This window comes from Stenotrophomonas sp. 62841_Sma (genome assembly GCF_056482945.1).
The window spans coordinates 3,924,601-3,938,938 of sequence record NZ_CM151224.1 but is presented as its reverse complement, the minus strand read 5'-3'; the positions used below and the strand labels follow the sequence as shown (position 1 = coordinate 3,938,938).

At 67.5% G+C, this 14,338-nt stretch carries 14 protein-coding genes; 9 read left to right on the top strand and 5 right to left on the bottom strand.

Features of this window, described 5'->3' with window-relative positions; translation table 11 throughout:
* Window positions 1–31: 31 nt before the first annotated feature.
* Entirely contained in the window at window positions 32–964 is a 933-nt protein-coding gene (locus ACZK5G_RS18445; RefSeq protein WP_478464339.1) for a FecR family protein, read from the top strand.
* Window positions 965–1,265: 301 nt separating this feature from the next.
* Entirely contained in the window at window positions 1,266–4,184 is a 2,919-nt protein-coding gene (locus tag ACZK5G_RS18440; RefSeq protein WP_478464337.1) for a TonB-dependent receptor, read from the top strand.
* 96 nt (window positions 4,185–4,280) lie between these two features.
* Here ACZK5G_RS18440 and ACZK5G_RS18435 read toward each other — a convergent pair whose 3' ends face one another.
* Window positions 4,281–4,538: a DUF2789 domain-containing protein gene (locus ACZK5G_RS18435; protein ID WP_006390068.1), complete on the bottom strand. Its 258-nt coding sequence runs from the start codon at window positions 4,536–4,538 to the stop codon at window positions 4,281–4,283.
* A 106-nt stretch (window positions 4,539–4,644) separates the two neighbouring features.
* Here ACZK5G_RS18435 and ACZK5G_RS18430 point away from each other — a divergent pair, with 106 nt between their 5' ends.
* From ACZK5G_RS18430 to ACZK5G_RS18410, 5 genes are read left to right on the top strand one after another with little or no spacing between them, the layout of a single operon-like run.
* Window positions 4,645–5,232 (top strand): biliverdin-producing heme oxygenase, encoded by a 588-nt coding sequence (locus ACZK5G_RS18430; RefSeq protein ID WP_049400694.1) that lies wholly within the window; start codon window positions 4,645–4,647, stop codon window positions 5,230–5,232.
* Window positions 5,233–5,263: 31 nt separating this feature from the next.
* Entirely contained in the window at window positions 5,264–5,731 is a 468-nt protein-coding gene (locus ACZK5G_RS18425) for a YbaN family protein (protein WP_478464335.1), read from the top strand.
* A complete protein-coding gene (gene exbB / locus ACZK5G_RS18420; protein ID WP_107431601.1) occupies window positions 5,718–6,446 on the top strand; it encodes a tonB-system energizer ExbB in 729 nt (242 codons plus the stop codon). The genes ACZK5G_RS18425 and exbB overlap by 14 nt, the downstream gene beginning before the upstream one ends.
* A 9-nt stretch (window positions 6,447–6,455) precedes the next feature.
* Window positions 6,456–6,881, top strand: a complete 426-nt coding sequence (gene exbD / locus ACZK5G_RS18415; RefSeq protein WP_478464333.1) for a TonB system transport protein ExbD — start codon at window positions 6,456–6,458, stop codon at window positions 6,879–6,881.
* Complete coding sequence (locus tag ACZK5G_RS18410) at window positions 6,878–7,597, top strand: TonB family protein (protein WP_423162672.1); 720 nt, start codon at window positions 6,878–6,880, stop codon at window positions 7,595–7,597. The genes exbD and ACZK5G_RS18410 overlap by 4 nt, the downstream gene beginning before the upstream one ends.
* Window positions 7,598–7,690: 93 nt before the next feature.
* Here the strand turns inward: ACZK5G_RS18410 and ACZK5G_RS18405 are convergent, their stop codons facing one another.
* A complete protein-coding gene (locus ACZK5G_RS18405; RefSeq protein WP_478464331.1) occupies window positions 7,691–9,718 on the bottom strand; it encodes a sodium-translocating pyrophosphatase in 2,028 nt (675 codons plus the stop codon).
* A 356-nt stretch (window positions 9,719–10,074) separates the two neighbouring features.
* On the opposite strand from ACZK5G_RS18405, the gene ACZK5G_RS18400 reads away from it, so the two are divergent.
* Window positions 10,075–10,578: a hypothetical protein gene (locus ACZK5G_RS18400; protein WP_478464329.1), complete on the top strand. Its 504-nt coding sequence runs from the start codon at window positions 10,075–10,077 to the stop codon at window positions 10,576–10,578.
* 165 nt (window positions 10,579–10,743) lie between these two features.
* Here the strand turns inward: ACZK5G_RS18400 and ACZK5G_RS18395 are convergent, their stop codons facing one another.
* The 3 genes from ACZK5G_RS18395 to ACZK5G_RS18385 form a co-directional block, all read right to left on the bottom strand.
* Window positions 10,744–11,133: a DUF488 domain-containing protein gene (locus ACZK5G_RS18395; protein WP_049462878.1), complete on the bottom strand. Its 390-nt coding sequence runs from the start codon at window positions 11,131–11,133 to the stop codon at window positions 10,744–10,746.
* Window positions 11,134–11,253: 120 nt separating this feature from the next.
* A complete protein-coding gene (locus ACZK5G_RS18390) occupies window positions 11,254–12,048 on the bottom strand; it encodes a hypothetical protein (RefSeq protein WP_049400701.1) in 795 nt (264 codons plus the stop codon).
* A gap of 205 nt (window positions 12,049–12,253) precedes the next feature.
* Entirely contained in the window at window positions 12,254–13,510 is a 1,257-nt protein-coding gene (locus ACZK5G_RS18385; protein ID WP_478464327.1) for a 6-phosphofructokinase, read from the bottom strand.
* Between the two features lie 136 nt (window positions 13,511–13,646).
* Here ACZK5G_RS18385 and ACZK5G_RS18380 point away from each other — a divergent pair, with 136 nt between their 5' ends.
* The gene (locus ACZK5G_RS18380; RefSeq protein WP_014038375.1) at window positions 13,647–14,210 is read left to right on the top strand and encodes an adenylate kinase; all 564 of its coding nucleotides are present in this window, start codon (window positions 13,647–13,649) and stop codon (window positions 14,208–14,210) included.
* Window positions 14,211–14,338 lie beyond the last annotated feature (128 nt).

Genomic DNA, 14,338 nt, shown 5'->3' with positions numbered 1-14,338 from the left:
CCCGCGCTTGAATGCGCCTGTCCGCCAGCCGATGAGCCCGCCGAACACGCTGCCCGCCGCCAATGACGATGTCCTGGCCGAACAGGCCCGGGGCTGGATCGCGTGGCTGGCCTCGGGTGACATCGGCGAGGGGCGCATGCATGAGTTCGAACGCTGGCTGGCACAGCCGGGGCACCGTCGGGCCTTCGAGCACGAGCGCGCGCTGTGGCGCAGCGTCGGACCACGCCCGCAGGCCCGGCCCGCCGAGCGCCGGCGCCCGCGGCGGCTGCGCTGGGCAATGGCCGTTGCAGCTGCGCTGGCGGTGCTGGTGGCATGGCCGGAGGCTTGGTTGCGGCTACAGGCCGACCATCGCAGTACGCATGTCGTGCAGAACGTGCAACTGCCCGATGGCAGTCGCGCCGTGCTGGATGCGGACAGCGCGATCGCCGTGCGGTTTGATGCCGATGCACGCCGGATCGAGCTGCTGCGCGGGCGCGCCTGGTTCGAGGTCAGCCCGGATGCCCAGCGGCGTTTCAGCGTGCGCGCGGGCAATGGTGTGGTCGAGGACATCTCGACCGCGTTCTCCGTCGCACGCGACAACGATCAGGTGGAAACCCAGGTCGGACAGGGCAGGGTGCGCGTGGCCAGCCCGGCCGACGGTGGCTGGACCTACCTGCAGGTGGGACAGCGTGCGGTCTATGACGAGCGCAGTGGCGTGACGCGTCTGCAGGATGTGGCGGCCGACAGTGTGGGCGCGTGGCGGCAGGGTGAACTGCTGCTGGAGCAGGCCAGCGTCGCCGAGGCCGTGCAATGGGTCGGGCGCTATCGCGCTGGCCCGACCTTCGTGCGTGGCGATCTGTCGCAGCTGCCGGCCGTCAGTGCAGCGTTGCGCATTGATCGTCCGGAGCAGGCGCTGGACGCGTTGGCGGCAACAGCAGGTCTTCGGGTTACTCGTCTTCCATTCGGCGTCGCCATCGTGCAGTAGATCCACGCCATGCGTGGATGACCGTCCCTGTGCCGACCAACGGTCGGCACCCACCACTGCAAGCAGCCGACCAACGGTCGGCACCCACCGCGGCAACCAGCCGACCAACGGTTGGCACCCACCGCAGCAACCAGCCGACCCACGGTCGGCACCTGCCGCGGCCGCAAATCGCTCTTGGGGTTGCCGCGCTTTCATCCGTCTTACTCCGCGAACGTACCCGCCGCCGCCAGTACGTCGCCGTGTCCGCCCGTGTTGCGGATGTCGCCGCGCCCGCGGCACCGATTACCTGACAGGTTCCCCCATGTTCGATTTCCATCGTCCGGGCCGCATGCCGCGCCCGTCCCGCCTGTGCATCGCCCTGCTGGCGGCCGGCCTGGCCAGCGCCGCGCCCTCCGTACTCGCGCAGGATGCCAGCGGTGACCACGCTGCCGTGCAGCGCTTCGATATCCCCGCGCAGCCACTGGACGAGGCGCTGCGCAGCTACATGCGCCAGTCCGGCGTGCAGGTCGTGTACCCGGCCACCCTGGCCCGGGGGGTGACCTCGCGTGCGGTCAGCGGCAGCCTGTCGGCCAGCGAGGCGTTGCAGCACCTGCTGCAGGGCAGTGGCCTGGCGGTGCGCCGGGTCAGTGCCGATGCGGTGACCCTGGAAGCGGCAGCGTCGGCGCAGGCCGACAGCGGTGTGATCGTCACCGATACGCTGAGCGTGGCCGGCGACCGTATCGACAGCGGCGCAACCAGCGACGAGGCGCGCCTGCTCGACGGCTATCGCAGCGTCGGCTCCACCACCACGCTCAACCGCACGCACCTGGAGCGATTCCGCGGTACGTCCAACGGCGACATCGTCAAGGGCGTGGCTGGCGTCACCGCCGGTGATCCGCGCGTGGGCAACGGCTTCGACGTCAACATCCGTGGCATCCAGGGCCAGGGCCGCGTGCCGGTGATCATCGACGGTGGCCAGTCCAGCATGGATACCTACCGTGGTTATGCCGGCCAGTCGCAGCGCACCTACCTCGACCCGGACCTGATCTCCAGCCTGACCATCACCAAGGGCCCGAGCCTGCAGGCCAACGCCTCCGGTGGCATCGGCGGCGTGGTCGAGATGGAGACGCTGAAGATCGGTGACGTGCTGCGCGAAGGCCGGGACTTCGGCGTGCGCGTGCGTGGCGGCCTGGCCAACAACAGCGCCAACAACCTGCCGTCCTACAGCGCCGCGCCGCGTACCGACCGCAGTGCCACCGGCAGCCAGTTCTTCAACGTGGCCGCTGCGGGACACTGGGATCGCTTCGACCTGGTTGCCGCCTACGCCTACCGCGACAACGGCAACTACTTCTCCGGCAAGCATGGCTACGATGACTTCCCGCAGACCCGGCGCACGCTGGCACCGCTGAATCCGCCGCGTACCGAGGTCTTCAATACCTCGGCCCGCTCGAAGTCGGCGCTGCTCAAGGGCACCTGGCGCATCGACGATGCACAGACCCTGGAAGCGGGCTACCGCCGCTACGAGGGCACCGCCGGCGAGATCATGGCCTCGCAGATCATCCGTGTGGATCGTGACCGCATTCCGCAATGGGACCCGGGCCACGTCGACATGGACAGCTATACCCTGCGCTATCGCTTCAACCCGGACAGCGAGCTGGTCGACCTGCGCGTCAACGCCACGTACACCGACACCGACAGCGTGATGTACAACAGCCTGACCGGCATCACCCCCTGGTACTTCGATCGCCGCACCGAGTGGTACGACGCGCCCAGCTTCAGTGGCGACCCCGGTTACAAGGATGCCTACCGCAATCCGCTGCGGCAGAAGCGCTTCGGCCTGGATGCCAGCAACACCTCGAAGTTCGATACCCACGCCGGTGCATTCACCCTCGACTACGGCCTGTCCTACAGCGATGAGGACATTGCACCGGGCAGTTCGGGGCCGGTCATGCACGATGACCTGATCAACAACCGCTTCCTGCGCAACGCCGAGCGCAAGGAATACAGTGCCGTGGCCTCGCTGAAGTGGCAGCCAGATGAGCATTGGGAACTGCTGGCGGGCGGCCGCTGGAACCGCGTGGATGTGCACGACCGCAACCGCCTGGCCACGCCCGATGCCTACGAGGTGCAGGGCCAGTACCGCTACACCGAGCTGCTCAATGGCAACCCGGCGCTGCCGTCGTGGCGGGCCAAGCGCATCGCGCTGCTGAACTGGTATCCGGACGCCAACGGCAATTTCACCCAGGAATCGCTGCTGGCTTCACCGTACAAGAAGGGTACGGTGGGCGACATCGGTGGCTGGAACTTCTACGACGCCGGCAAGGCGCAGGACCTGGAGGTGCCGGTCAGCTGGAGCTGGTCGCAGCCGATCCGCCGTCGTGACACCGCGTTCTCGCCGACCGCCAGCGTGGCCTACCGCTTCAGCGAAGACACCATGGTCTACGTGAAGTATGCGGAAGGCACCAAGCTGCCGAGCCTGTTCGAGACCACGCTGGGCCTGTTCACCGCCGCCAAGCCGGTGGGCGAGCTGAAGCCGGAGCGTGCGCGCAGCTGGGAGATCGGTGCCAGCACCATCCGCTATGACCTGTTCACCGCCGGCGACCGCCTGGCGCTGAAGCTGGCGTACTTCGATACCCGCATCGACGACCTGATCACCCGTGACTACCGCACGCTCTCGGCCGGCCTGATCCGCAACGTCGACCAGTTCAAGGTCTCGGGCATGGAGTTCCAGTCCAGCTATGACAGCGGCAAGGTATTTGCTGATCTGTCCGCGCACTATTACTTCAAGGCCAAGACCTGCGCACCGGACATCGCAGCCGAGCGCCGTGCCTATGGTGCACAGCGCAGGAACGATGAACTGGCCAACACGCCGAACTGCGTGGACGGCGGCTTCGAGGGCTCGTACACCAATACGCAGAACCCGCCGCGCTACATGGTCAACCTGACCCTGGGCTCGCGCCTGTTCGACGAGCGCCTGACCTTCGGTACCCGCGTGGTCCACAACGCCGGTCCGATCAGCAAGCTGGACAAGGATTGGAACGTGGGTCTGTCGGCGATCCAGCAGCTGTACCGGCCGACCACCCTGGTCGACCTGTTCGCCAGCTGGAGCTTCAACGACCAGCTGTCGGTGGAGGCGGGCGTGGACAACGTCACCGACCGCTACTACCTGGATCCGCTGGCGCTGGGCGTGATGCCGGCCCCGGGCCGTACCGCGAGGCTGGCGCTGACCTGGAAGTACTGATCGTCGGGGTCGGATCCCTTTCCTGCAGAAAGGGCTCTGACCCCAGCGGGAGACAACGGTAGCGCCGGGCCATGCCCGGCGCCTTCCTCCAGCCAGTTACAGCCCGGTCGCCGCCTTCACGGCATCTTCGTGCAGCGACTCGTTCAGCTCATCCACCACCGTGGTCCATGCCGCATCGGCCTGCAGCGACTCGGACAGGAACTGGCGCTGGGCATCGTTCCAGTACGGCGCTTCGACCACTTCCACATCGGTGGCCAGCTGGTGTTCGCGGATGAAGCGGGCGATGCCCTCGGCGCTGGCATCCAGGCCCAGCTGCAGGAACAGGTTGGTCATGCGCGGTTCGGTGGTGATCATCGTCGGTTCCTGCGGGAAGAAGGGATACGCCATTATCGGTGCACATGGCCTTGGGGAAAGCCCCGTGGCGAACGTCTACAGCAGGACGACCCCCTTGGCATCCCCCATGAACGCACACATCGCCCCTGAAGACAGCCGCAGCCTGCGGCTCAAGGCCGCCACCCGCGACAGCCATGGCGCGCTGGACAAGCGCATCATGGCCGGCGACATCTTCGCCGACCGCAGCAACTTCGCCCGTTTCCTGCGCGTGCAGTACCGCTTTCATCGCAGCATCGATGCGCTGTATGCCAACCCTGCGCTGGATGCACTGCTGCCGGACCTGGGTGAGCGCCGCCGCCTGACCCAGGTGGCGCGCGACCTGCAGGATCTGGAGCAGACCCTGCCGGGGGCCGACATCGCGGCGTTGCCGTCCGATCTGGAGCTACCCGCCGCATTGGGGTGGCTGTATGTGGCCGAAGGCTCCAATCTCGGCGGCACCATTCTGTACAAGATGGCTGCCAAGCTCGGCCTGGATCGTGATTTCGGCGCCCGCCACCTGGCCGCACACCCGGATGGCGCGGCGCGCCACTGGCGTGAATTCACCGCTGCGCTGGATGCGGTGCCGCTGAGCGCCGAGCAGGAGCAGCAGGTGATCGATGCGGCGGACGCCGCCTTCCGCAGCGTGCACGGCCACGTCGAAGTGGAATTCGCCTGATGCACGCCTCCCGCCTATCGGCGCAACGCTGATGCGCTGGCTCTGGTTCGCGCTGGGCTGGCTGATGGTCGGCCTCGGGGTGATCGGCGCGCTGCTGCCGGTGATGCCGACCACCATCTTCCTGATCCTGGCCGTGGGCTGCTTCGCGCGCAGTTCGCCGAAGTTCGAGCAACGCCTGCTGGCGCACCCGCGCTACGGCCCGTCACTGCGGCTGTGGCGCGAGCAGGGCGCGGTGTCGCGCAAGGGCAAGGCGTTTGCCAGCGCCGGCATGGCGGTGGGCTTCGCGCTGTTCTGTTGGGGCGCACATCCGTCCTGGCGGCTGCTGCTGGGCGTGGGCCTGTTCTTCGCGCTCAGCGCCGGCTACGTGCTCAGTCGGCCCGCACCGCGGTTGGAGCCCAACCCGGTCGTGGAAGTGGACGACGCCAATGATCCGCGCACGGTACGCCGCCGTGCAGCGACCCCTGATGCTGATGGAAAACGAGACGATGCTGCCTGCTGACCTGGCCCCCGTGGCTGCCCCTGCACTGACGCCCTGGGGCATGTATCTGGCCGCCGACGTGGTGGTGAAGACAGTGATGATCGCGCTCGCGCTGGCGTCGCTGGCCACCTGGACCGTGCTGCTGGCCAAGGGCTGGGAACTGGCCCGCCAGGCACGGCAGCTGCGCGCAGCGCGTGCGCTGCTGCTGCAGGCGCCGAGCCTGCCCGGCGAGAGCGCCGACGCCAGTATGCAGCAGGGTACCGCACTCGCCATGCTGGACGCAGCGCGCACCGAACTGCGCCTGTCGCAGGAACTGGATAGCCGCGACGGCATCAAGGAGCGCGTGGCCTCGCGCCTGGACCGCATTGAACTGGAAACCGCGCGCGTGCAGCGACGCGGCATCGGCGTGCTCGCCAGCATCGGCGCGGTGGCGCCGTTCGTCGGCCTGTTCGGCACGGTGTGGGGCATCATGAACAGCTTCATCGGCATCGCGCACAGCAACACCACCAACCTGGCGGTGGTTGCGCCCGGCATCGCCGAGGCTCTGCTGGCGACCGCGCTGGGTCTGGTCGCAGCGATTCCCGCCGTGCTGGTCTACAACCACTTCAGCCGTGTACTGGCCGGCCTGCGGGGTCTGCTCGGTGATCTGTCGGCGGCCGTGCAGCAACTGGTCTCACGCGATCTCGATCGTGCCGTTCCGCGTACCGCAGCGGCGCCGCTGCGTGCGGTGCACTGAGGCGCGACGATGGCGATCAGGACCGCGTCCGACCGTGACGATGCGCCGGAAGAAGCGCATGAGATCAATGTCACGCCCTTCATCGACGTGATGCTGGTGCTGCTGATCATCTTCATGGTGGCCGCACCGCTGGCCACCGTGTCAGTGCCGGTGCAGCTGCCGGCCAGCAATGCCAGTGCCACGCCGCCGGAACAGGCACCGGTGTATGTGACCGTGCAGGCCGATCTGTCGCTGCGCGTTGGTGAACAGGCCGTGGTGCGCGACAGCCTGGCGGCTGCATTGCAGGCGGCCACTCACAGTGACACCACGCAGCGCATCTTCCTGCGTGCCGATACCCGTGTGCCCTATGGCGAACTGATGGCCACGCTGGATGCGCTGCGAGCGGCCGGCTACCTGAAGGTGGCACTGGTCGGCCTGGAGCAGGGCGCACGATGAGTGGACTGCGGCGCTGGGCGACCAGCCTGGCGATCGTGCTGCTGGTGCATGCGCTGTTGATCGGCGCGGCCTGCTGGTGGGCGGCCCGTGCGCCGGCGCTGACGGCTGCGGTTCCGCCTGCGGCGCTGATGCTGGAACTGGCGCCGATGGCACAGGCACCGCCGGTGCCGCCGCGCGAGGTCGCGACCGGGCCGCTGCAGCAGCAACAACAGCGGCAGGCGCCGACGCCGGCCGTGCGTGAACAACCCAAGGCGCCGGTGCAGCCGCAGGGTGACCTGCCGCCGCCGCGTACACCGGAGCCGACGCCGTCGCCGGACACCGCTGACGCCAATGTCGCGCAGACCAGCGCACCGCCGCAGGTGGCGGCTGATGCGGCCACACGCTACACCGCACCGCAGACCACGGCGGGTGAGCGCAGTCGTGCCGAGGCGACCTGGGAAGGACGCCTGCTCGGGCACCTGCAGAAACACCGCCGCTATCCGCGCCAGGCCGAGCGGCTGCGCCAGCAGGGTGTGGTCTACGTGCGCTTTGCGGTTGCCCGCGATGGCGCGGTCTCGGGGTTGAAACTGGGCCGCAGCAGTGGCTTCGCGCTGCTCGACCAGGAGACGCTGGACACCGTGCAGCGGGCCAGCCCGGTACCGGCGCCGCCGGCCGAAGTGGCCGGCGACCCGGTGGAAGTGATGGTGCCGGTGTCGTTCTTCCTGCGCGGGCGGTGACCTTGTAGCGTCGAGCTTGCTCGACTGCTCCTGCGGTGTGGGCCAGAAGCAGTCGAGCAAGCTCGACTCTACGGGTTTGCGCATGGTGTGGATCTACAGCAGCGGCACCAGCAGCAGCGCCACGATGTTGATGATCTTGATCAGCGGATTGATCGCCGGACCGGCGGTGTCCTTGTAGGGATCGCCGACGGTATCGCCGGTTACCGCCGCCTTGTGCGCTTCGCTGCCCTTGCCGCCGAAGTGGCCGTCCTCGATGTACTTCTTGGCGTTGTCCCAGGCACCGCCGCCGGTGGTCATCGAGATGGCCACGAACAGGCCGGTCACGATCGTGCCGATCAGCAGGCCGCCCAGTGCGCGCGGCCCCAGCAGCAGGCCGACCACCACCGGCACCGCCACCGGCAGCAGCGAGGGCACGATCATTTCGCGGATCGCCGAGCGGGTCAGCATGTCCACCGCCTTGTCGTACTGCGGCTTGCCGGTGCCCTGCATGATGCCGGGGATCTCGCGGAACTGGCGGCGCACTTCCTCCACCACCGCACCGGCGGCGCGGCCGACCGCTTCCATCGCCATCGCACCGAACAGGTACGGAATCAGGCCGCCGATCAGCAGGCCGATGATCACCGTGTGGTCGCTGAGGTCGAAGCGGAATTCCTGCCCCGGATGTGCTGCCTGCAGGTTATGGGTGTAGTCGGCGAACAGCACCAGTGCCGCCAGTGCCGCAGAGCCGATCGCATAACCCTTGGTCACTGCCTTGGTGGTGTTGCCCACCGCATCCAGCGGATCGGTGATGTCGCGGATCTCCGAGGGCAGCTCGGCCATCTCGGCGATGCCGCCGGCGTTGTCGGTGATCGGTCCATAAGCATCGAGGGCGACGATCATGCCGGCCATCGACAGCATCGCGGTGGCGGCGATGGCGATGCCGTACAGGCCCCCAAGCGCGAACGCGCCCCAGATGGCCGCACACACCGCCACCACCGGTAGCGCGGTGGACTTCATCGAAATGCCAAGGCCGGCGATGATGTTGGTGCCATGCCCAGTGGTCGAGGCCTGTGCCACGTGCTGCACCGGCTTGTACTGGGTGCCGGTGTAGTACTCGGTGATCCACACGATCAGGCCGGTCAGCACCAGCCCGATCAATGCGCAGCCATACAGCGCCATCGGCCCATGCACGTTGTCACTCATCAACCCGGTGGTGATCGGGTAGAACGCAATCGCGGCCAGCACGCCGGACACGATCACGCCCTTGTACAGTGCGCCCATGATCGAACCGCCCGGCTTCACCTTGACGAACAGCGCGCCGATGATCGAGGCGATGATCGACACGCCGCCCAACACCAGCGGATACAGCACCGCATTGGCGCCTGCCTCGGCCAGCATCAGGCTGCCCAGCAGCATGGTGGCGATCACGGTCACCGCGTAGGTCTCGAACAGGTCGGCGGCCATGCCGGCGCAGTCGCCGACGTTGTCACCGACGTTGTCGGCGATCACCGCCGGGTTGCGCGGGTCATCCTCGGGAATCCCGGCTTCGACCTTGCCGACCAGGTCGGCACCGACGTCCGCGCCCTTGGTGAAGATGCCGCCGCCCAGGCGCGCGAAGATCGAGATCAGCGAGGAGCCGAAGGCCAGGCCGACCAGGGCATGCAGCGCCTGTTCCATCGGCAGGCCCATGCGCAGCAGCAGCGCGTAGTAGCCGGCCACGCCCAGCAGGCCCAGACCGACCACCAGCATGCCGGTGATCGCACCGCCGCGGAAGGCGACATCCATCGCCGCGCTGATGCCGTGGCGTGCAGCTTCGGCAGTGCGTACGTTGGCGCGTACCGACACGTTCATGCCGATGTAGCCGGCCGCGCCGGACAGCACCGCACCGATGGCGAAGCCGATCGCGGTGTACCAGCTGAGGAAGATGCCGACCAGCACGAACAGCACCACGCCGGCGACGCCGATGGTCAGGTACTGGCGGTTGAGGTAGGCACGCGCACCTTCCTGGATCGCGGTGGCGATCGCGACCATGCGTTCATTGCCGGTGGGTTGGCGCAGGATCCAGCGCGCCGAGACGATTCCGAACAGGATCGCGAGAATGGCGCAGCCCAGCGCCAGTGACAGCCCGTGACGTTCCAGCATTAGACCCCTCCGCAGAATGGATGTAGGCATCCAGTGGCGATGAACGGCACCACGAGGGGGACGACGGGCTGCAGCCTGGAACCAACCCGTACCGACCTTGGTGGTCGTCCGACGTATGGCGGTGTTCAGCATTCCCTGGTGCCCGCAGTATGCGTGCCGCCATCTGTAGAGTCGAGCTTGCTCGACTGGCTTTTGCGAGCCGCGCCGCATCACCCGTGGGCGCCCTCCCGCTGAACGCATCGCCATGCGCGCGGAACCCGCCGCCAGTCCATGAGCATGCTTCGAGATCCACAGGCCTTTGCACCCCGTTAAGCCAGCCTCTGCAAGCCTGCGCTCAGTCCCGTAGGAGATTCCCCATGCGCCTGTCCCTGTTGATGCTTGCCGCCCTGGTCCCGGCCGTACCGGCACTGGCCGCGGAAACCCCGGAGCTGCAGCGCGCCGTGGGTGCCCCCCAGGCCGTGGGCGCGGTGCACACCCTGCGGCAGATTCCCGAGGCCTGCGCGCGCCTGGAAGGTGCCTTCACCGGTCAGGCGGCCGAGCCGTATCGCTTCGCGCCGGTGCGGACCAGCGAGCAGTGCCAGCCGCGCGCGCGTTTCGTCGACTATGCCAAGGCGCAGCCAAGCGCCGACAAGGGCTGGAAGCTCAATGATGTGATCCGCGTACCCAATGCCGCGTGCCCGGCGCAGCAGGCGGTAGTGCGGGTGTGGCGCCTGCCATCGAGCAACAAGGTCGAGCTGGACGGGCAGGGCCAGTCGCGCATCTATCTGGAAGAGGCCAAGAAGCAGGCCGCCGCCGGCCAGATTCCGCAGGTGACGATGTTCGTCGCGCAGCTGCAGATGGAAGGCAAGGCCTGCAATTGAGGCCGTCCAGCAGCGCGCATCAACGCATGGCGTGGATCTACTGACGTGCCCGGCGCTGCGCATCCACGCATGGCGTGGATCTACTTCGCTGCGCATCGGTAGTGCCGGGCCATGCCCGGCGGGCAACCTGGTAGTGCCGGCCGCTGGCCGGCAACCCTGCAATCATCACTCCGCCAGCGTCGCCCCGCGCGCCACCAGCAGCTCTCGCAGGGCCCTGCGATGGCAATGCGCTTCATCCTCGCAGTAGCACCCCACGCTGATGTCGCTGTGCTGTGACATCGCGGCCAGAAGATCCAGCGCGTGGGCTGCATCCGGCGCCTTCATCTCGGCCTTGTAGTGGCGGAAGAACGCATTCCAGTCGGCCGCGGTTTTCGCTTCGTGCGCCCGCTTTACCAGTTCCGCGCTGGGTGACAGGGTCGGGAACCAGACGTCGTACCAGTCCTGTGTCGCGAACTCACTGCGCGGCACGCCGCGTGGCGGCCGCCGCACGGTACCGATGCGCAGCCCTTCGCCGGGGTGGCGCGGCGTACCCAGTCGAACAACACGCAGTGCCATGATGACCTCCGGGCGGGGCATCCATCATCCTGCGATGCACGTGCGCCAGGTGTGAACCGCTGTGGAAACGAAAAGGCCCGGGCGCCTGCGCACCCGGGCCTTTTCCCATGCTGGCAACGATCAGTTGCCGCGGCAGTCCTTCAACCACAACACACGACCAATCTGGTCGTAGCTGTCGACCACGCCGGTCAGCGTCACCTTCTCGCGCGGGCGCAGGGCCAGCGCATACGCGGCCTGGTTGGCTGCAAACGAGCAGGAAATGGCCACGCGCTCAAAGTCGATGCTGCCATCGCTGGGCAGGTCGAAGCTGGTGTTGTAGGTGCCGCCACTGCGCAGCACGGAGGTGATGCGACCGGTGATGGCGTAGGTCTTGCCCTTGTAGCGCGGCTCGACCGCGGCCGGGTTGTCCTTGTTCTGGTTGCGCAGCTGGAAGCCGAAGCGGTCGGCGGCAATCGTTACCACCGACGCCTGCGGAGTGGCCTTGGCTGCCTGTTCGCCAGCCTTGCCCGGCTTGATCTGGTTGAGCAGCTTGCACATTTCTTCGCGCACGCCATCGGCCGAGGCAATGGCGCCCTTGTTGACCTTCACCACCATGCCGACGGTGCCCTGGCCGCCTTCGGAGGTGGCACTGATGATCATCGGAATCGGCTTGTGGGCCATGGATTCCGGCTCTTCGATCAGCATCGAGCCGCCTTCCACGTCCTCGCTGAGGACGTCCATGTTGGCGTTCTTGGCGATCACCCGCATCTGGCCGATGGCACTGGCCACGGTCAGGTCTGGATGGGTGACCGATGAGGTGAAGGTCGTGCCGACGAAGGGATTGCCCTTCTTCTGGAAGTTGCTTTCGCAGGTCGCAGCGAAGGCCGGCGCGGCGGCACCGCACAGCAGCGCGGCGATCAGGATCGGGTGCTTCATGGTTACAGTCCTTGTGAAATGGCAGCACAGGCCCGCGCCTTGAAGGCCGGGCAGCGTCGAATCTGGCTTGCGGCGGCCCCTTTGCCCCGGGCCGGAGCCCGATTGTGGGGTGCTTCGACGGCCGCCGCAATGTGCCCTGCGCTCCGCACAGGGCTCAACACAAAGGGGCGTATACGACTTAATCCCCTCCGTCCCCTTTTTCGGCTCAGCCCTCGAAGGCCGGCAGCTTCTGCTTCACGGCCACGTTCTTCAGCGTCACGTACTTCGGCAGGCCGTCGGTGCCGTACGGCAGCGGGGCTTCGCCCTTGATCAGCGGCGACAGGTAGGCGCGTGCCTTGGCGGTGATGCCGAAGCCATCGCGGCGGATGAAGCCGGCCGGCATCTTCTTCTCGTGGTTGGCGATCTTCGACAGCGGCGCCGCTTCGATCTTCCAGCGATAGGGCGCATCGCTGCTGCGCACGATCACCGGCATCACACCGTTCTGGCCCTTCAGTGCCAGCTGCACGGCGGCCTTGCCGACCGCCTGCGCCTGCTCCCAGTCGGTCTTGCTGGCCAGGTGGCGGGCCGAGCGCTGCAGGTAGTCGGGCAGCGCCCAGTGCACCTTCAGGCCCAGCTGGTCCTTGACCCGGCCGGCCAGGTGCGCGGCCACGCCGCCCAGCTGCGAGTGACCGAACGAGTCCTTGCCGCCGCCCGCGTCGGCGACGAAGCGGCCATCGGCGGTCGCGATACCTTCAGACGCCACCACCACGCAATAGCCGACGCGCTCGACCACGGCCTTCACCCTGGCCAGGAACGCGGCCTCGTCGTAGGCGCGCTCGGGCAGCAGGATGATGTGCGGCGCTTCGTCATCACCGTTGCCAGCCAGGCCTGCGGCGGCGGCCAGCCAGCCGGCGTGGCGTCCCATCGCCTCGTAGATGAAGACGCGAGTGGAGGTCTCGGCCATGGCCGCCACGTCCAGCGCCGCCTCGCGCACCGAGACGGCGGTGTACTTGGCCGCCGAGCCGAAGCCGGGGCAGGTGTCGGTCACCGCCAGGTCGTTGTCGATGGTCTTGGGCACGCCGATGCAGGTCAGGTCGTAGCCGGAGGCCTTGGCCAGCTGCGAGACCTTCAGCGCGGTATCGGCCGAATCGTTGCCGCCGTTGTAGAGGAACCAGCGCACGTCATGCGCGCGCAGTACCTCCAGCAGGCGGTCGTAGCGGGCACGGTCGGCGTCCAGCGATTTCAGCTTGACCCGGCACGAGCCGAAGGCGCCGCCCGGGGTATGGGCCAGCGCGCGGATGGCCGCGGCGCTCTCCTTGCTGGTGTCGATCAGCTCCTCGCGCAGGGCGCCGAGGATGCCGTTGCGGGCGGCCAGGACCTTGATGCCCTTGGCCCGCGCCTGCTCGATCACCGCTGCTGCGGTGGCATTGATGACCGCAGTGACACCGCCGGACTGGGCATAAAGGAGAGTACCGTTGCGCATGCTTCTACCTGCTCGGGGGAGGGGACATTGCAGGGACATTACCCGGATGCGGTAAAGTGGCGCTATTGCGGTGCAGCGATACCGGACCGTCCGGGACGCGAACCTTCTTTGTTTTCAACACGTTGGAGTCAGGTCAATGCGATTGGTTCTGTTGGGACCGCCCGGTTCGGGCAAGGGGACACAGGCGACGCGCCTGAAGGAAAAGCTGGGGATCGCCCACATTTCGACCGGTGACATGCTGCGCGCGGAAATCGCCGCGGGCACGGAGCTGGGCAAGCAGGCCAAGACGGTGATGGATGCCGGCAACCTGGTGTCGGACGACATCCTGCTGGGCATGCTGGAGTCGCGCCTGACCCAGGCCGATGTCGCCAAGGGCTTCATCCTCGATGGCTACCCGCGCAATGTGGCCCAGGCCAACGCGATGGACGGCCTGCTGGCCAAGATCGGCCAGCCGCTGGATGCCGTGGTGCAGCTGGACGTGGCCACCGAGCTGCTGGTCGACCGCATCGCCGGTCGTGCCAAGGAGCAGGGCCGCGCCGATGACAATCCGGAAGCGGTGCGCCAGCGCCTGCAGGTCTACAACGACCAGACCGCCCCGGTGGTCGATTTCTACGCCGGCCGTGGCACCCTGGCCCGCGTCGATGGCGTCGGTGAGCTGGACGAGATCGAAGCCCGCATCCTGGCGGCGATCAAGGCCTGATCCGGCTGGGCCGGCGCGAACTGCCGGCTCATTGGGCGCAAAAAAACACAGGCCTGGTCCGCGAGGATCAGGCCTGTGTCGTTTGATAGGCGCCAGCAGAGGGCTTGCTCAGGGCCCCGCAGCATGAG